Genomic DNA, 3,209 nt, shown 5'->3' on the forward strand with positions numbered 1-3,209 from the left:
GGTTTTCTTATGTATCAATGCTTTAGATCATAATTGTACCATCCTGCACCGGATTTCTCATCGTCTTTTTTCGGTTTTTCAATTGAATTTCAATGACTTGGCATTTATAGACGGGAACTAATTAATATAAAAAACAAGCCGCATTTTGACGTTCGACACCTGGCTTGGCACAAGCATTGCTTTGATGAGAAGCGGGTCACAATGATCCCGGTTCTTAAAGTAAGGGTGTAAAGCAATGGACATTTACAAGATTAAGAAGGCAGTTCTGACAGTTTGTGCAGGGCTGGTAATGCTGGGGTCAGCGGCAATGCTGACAATGGCCGAAGACTCACCGAAACAATCGGTGATCGTGCAGGGCAGTGATCTTTCCGCGGTCAGGGAAGCCGTGCTGTCCGTCGGTGGGGAGATAACCCACGAGCTGGGGATCATCCGCTCCGTGGGCGCGAAACTCACCGGCGCGCAACTGGAAAAGCTGCGCACCTTCAAGCAGGTTCGCAAGGTCTATGAAAACAGTGGTGTTGAAACCAGTGCGGTTGACAAGCCTGCCTGTTCCGTAAGAGGCAAGACCAAACTCAGGATGAAGGGTGATCAAATTGAATGGGAGCTGACCAACGATGGTTCCGGAGATGTCCACCTGGACAGTGCCACACTCTTTTGGCCGGCTGCAAATGATCGCCTGACAGAAGTGGAAATGAATGGTGATGAGATTATCGAAGATGAAACCACGGGGGTTTCCGCTACTTTCGGGTCGGAAGACTGGGAAGGCGATGACAGGGATATCATGATAAAGCGCGGCAGGCATACCAAATTTTCTCTTCAGTTCGACAATGACGTGGTGAGGGATCAGCGTTCCTATGAAATTCGCCTGGTTTTCCGCGAAGGCTGTTCAGTGGAGTTTCCGCCGCCTCCCGACATACTTTTCTCTGGTGACAGTGACAGGCAGGCCAAGCGCAGCTATGTCACCAGCATGGTTGATGCAGGCCGGCTGCATGACCAGGCTATCGATGGGATGGGCGTTGCTGTAGCGGTGATCGACTCGGGTATCAGGGCAAAAGCCGGCATGATGAAATACCTTGACGAAGGAGCCTGGGGCAACAGACGCTTGCTTGCCCAGTATGACGCACTGAAAGGCAGGGAGATCCGGCGAGACAGCGACAGCGACGACAATGGTCATGGCAGCCATGTGAGCAGCATCATCGCCAGCAGCCGTTACAAGGACGGTGAGTTCAACGGTATCGCGCCCAATGTCGATCTGGTCATGGTCAAGGCTTTCAACGCCGAGGGTCGTGGCAGCTATGCCGACGTGATACGTGGTCTGGACTGGGTTGTCTCCCACAGGCATGAGTACGGTATCGGTGTGGTCAATCTTTCGTTCAGCACCGAGCCTCGGTCCTACTATTGGGATGATCCCCTGAACCAGGCCGTCATGGCAGCCTGGGAATCCGGCATCGTGGTGGTGGCTTCTGCCGGCAACCGGGGGCCTGATGCCATGACCATCGGTGTGCCTGGTAACGTGCCCTATATCATCACCGTAGGAGCAATGACCGACAGCATGACGCCAACGATTTCTGATGACGATACCCTGGCCTCTTTCTCCTCGGCAGGTCCGACGGTGGAGGGCTTCGTCAAGCCCGAGATCGTCGCCCCCGGCGGCCATATTCGCGGGATGATGGACAAGGGAAACAAACTGGTCAAGGAACATCCTTTGTTTCACGATGGTGACAGCTACTACACCATGTCCGGTACTTCCCAGTCGACGGCCGTAGTTTCCGGTGTTGTGGCGCTGCTCCTACAGGCCCATCCTGAACTGACGCCGGATGAAGTCAAGTGCCGGCTGATGGCTTCTGCCAGGCCTGCGGTAAACAACCGCGATGAACTGGCTTATTCGGTGTTCCAGCAGGGCGCCGGGCAGGTGGATGCCTATGCCGCAGTAAACAGCACTGCCTCAGACTGTGCCAACCAGGGATTGGACATCACTGCCGATCTGGACGGTGAAGCACATTATGGTGGCCTGGCCAACCAGGATGAAAACGGCAACTATTACATCATGGGTATGGACGGCTATCTCTGGTCCAACGGGTATATCTGGTCCAATGGCTACCTGTGGTCCAACGGTTATCTCTGGTCCAACGGCTACCTGTGGTCCAATGGTTATCTCTGGTCCAACGGTTACCTGTGGTCCAATGGTGAAATTCTGTCCGACGGGTATCTGTGGTCCAACGACTATCTCTGGGATGATGGTTATCTCTGGAGCGCCGGACTCACCGAATCTGCTTATACCAATGTCTGGGTAGAGCAGGAATGATCCCTGCTGGCCGGGTGCAATGAGCACCCGGTCAACAGGAGGATGCCTGGCCGGCCATGCGATACAGTGAAATTCTTGAACGGGATCCGGCTTCCGGGATTTCCTTCTTGATTTGCCGGCTGGCGGTTTGTGGAAGAAACGAACTTACTCTATGATTCTTTGCAGAATATTGGAAAAGGCCGGCCATGGCTTTTTTCAGGTCAGAAACACAGAATGTATTTTTTCTGTTGCCATCAGGCATGCTGCCGACAGATGACAGGAATGCTGAATACGATATGGAGTTTGCCGACATGCCCAGTATCCATGTTTTTGCCTCTCTGGACCCTTCTGAACGAAGCGGGTTGTCTTGGCATGTGGGAAGTGTTTGTCTGTCTGAATGGGCCGGAATGCGCTGATGTCCGTCAGGAACGCACTTTGTGATTTTCTTGATGCGGTAAGGGGCATTACTGCCGCTGACGCGGTTTCCCTGTATTTTCAAACCAGCGCTTGTTCAGCCGTCTCTGCTTTTCCATGTGGGTGAGGCTGCTCCGGTAGCAGAACTGGAAAACAAGCAGCAGGCCAGGGAATTCTGCTCGGCTGCCTGCAAAGAGTCACAGGATGAATCGGCTGAAAGGGACGTTTTTCACTGTTATCCCAGACGCATCGAGGGCGGCTATCTGCTTTGTCTGGATATCGGACAGGCGCTCACCATGCTGGCACCTGCGGTAGCCGCACAGCATCGAAAGCGTATTACCGATGCCGATGACAGGGTGGAGCGACTGGAACGTCTGTGGCTGGGGTGGCGCTATTTAGTTTAGCGTAGAAACCCACGTCCTTAGGACGTGGTCATGAGTGATAGGCTCAGCCTGTCACGACTGATACGGCCCATGTTACAACCCGAAACTGAGTTGTCCCCACAACTGAA

At 53.5% G+C, this 3,209-nt stretch carries 3 protein-coding genes; 2 read left to right on the forward strand and 1 reads right to left on the reverse strand.

The annotated features are described in order from the left end of the window. Nucleotides 1–235 precede the first annotated feature (235 nt). The gene (locus tag ACOCD2_RS15045) at nucleotides 236–2,305 is read left to right on the forward strand and encodes a S8 family peptidase (protein WP_293652817.1); all 2,070 of its coding nucleotides are present in this window, start codon (nucleotides 236–238) and stop codon (nucleotides 2,303–2,305) included. A gap of 31 nt (nucleotides 2,306–2,336) precedes the next feature. Here the strand turns inward: ACOCD2_RS15045 and ACOCD2_RS15050 are convergent, their stop codons facing one another. Next, on the reverse strand, nucleotides 2,337–2,783 hold the full coding sequence (locus ACOCD2_RS15050; RefSeq protein WP_293650474.1) for a hypothetical protein: 447 nt from the start codon (nucleotides 2,781–2,783) through the stop codon (nucleotides 2,337–2,339). A 34-nt stretch (nucleotides 2,784–2,817) separates the two neighbouring features. Here ACOCD2_RS15050 and ACOCD2_RS15055 point away from each other — a divergent pair, with 34 nt between their 5' ends. Beyond that, nucleotides 2,818–3,102, forward strand: coding sequence for a hypothetical protein (locus ACOCD2_RS15055; RefSeq protein ID WP_293652818.1), 285 nt, complete (start codon nucleotides 2,818–2,820; stop codon nucleotides 3,100–3,102). Nucleotides 3,103–3,209: the final 107 nt, after the last annotated feature.

The organism is Thiolapillus sp., from assembly GCF_048562965.1.
Lineage (GTDB): Bacteria > Pseudomonadota > Gammaproteobacteria > Chromatiales > Chromatiaceae > Thiolapillus > Thiolapillus brandeum_A.

Bases quoted from the DNA above. Each gene is read 5' to 3' on its own strand.
- ACOCD2_RS15045 (WP_293652817.1), top strand. From the start codon at position 236: ATGGACATTTACAAGATTAAGAAGGCAGTTCTGACAGTTTGTGCAGGG.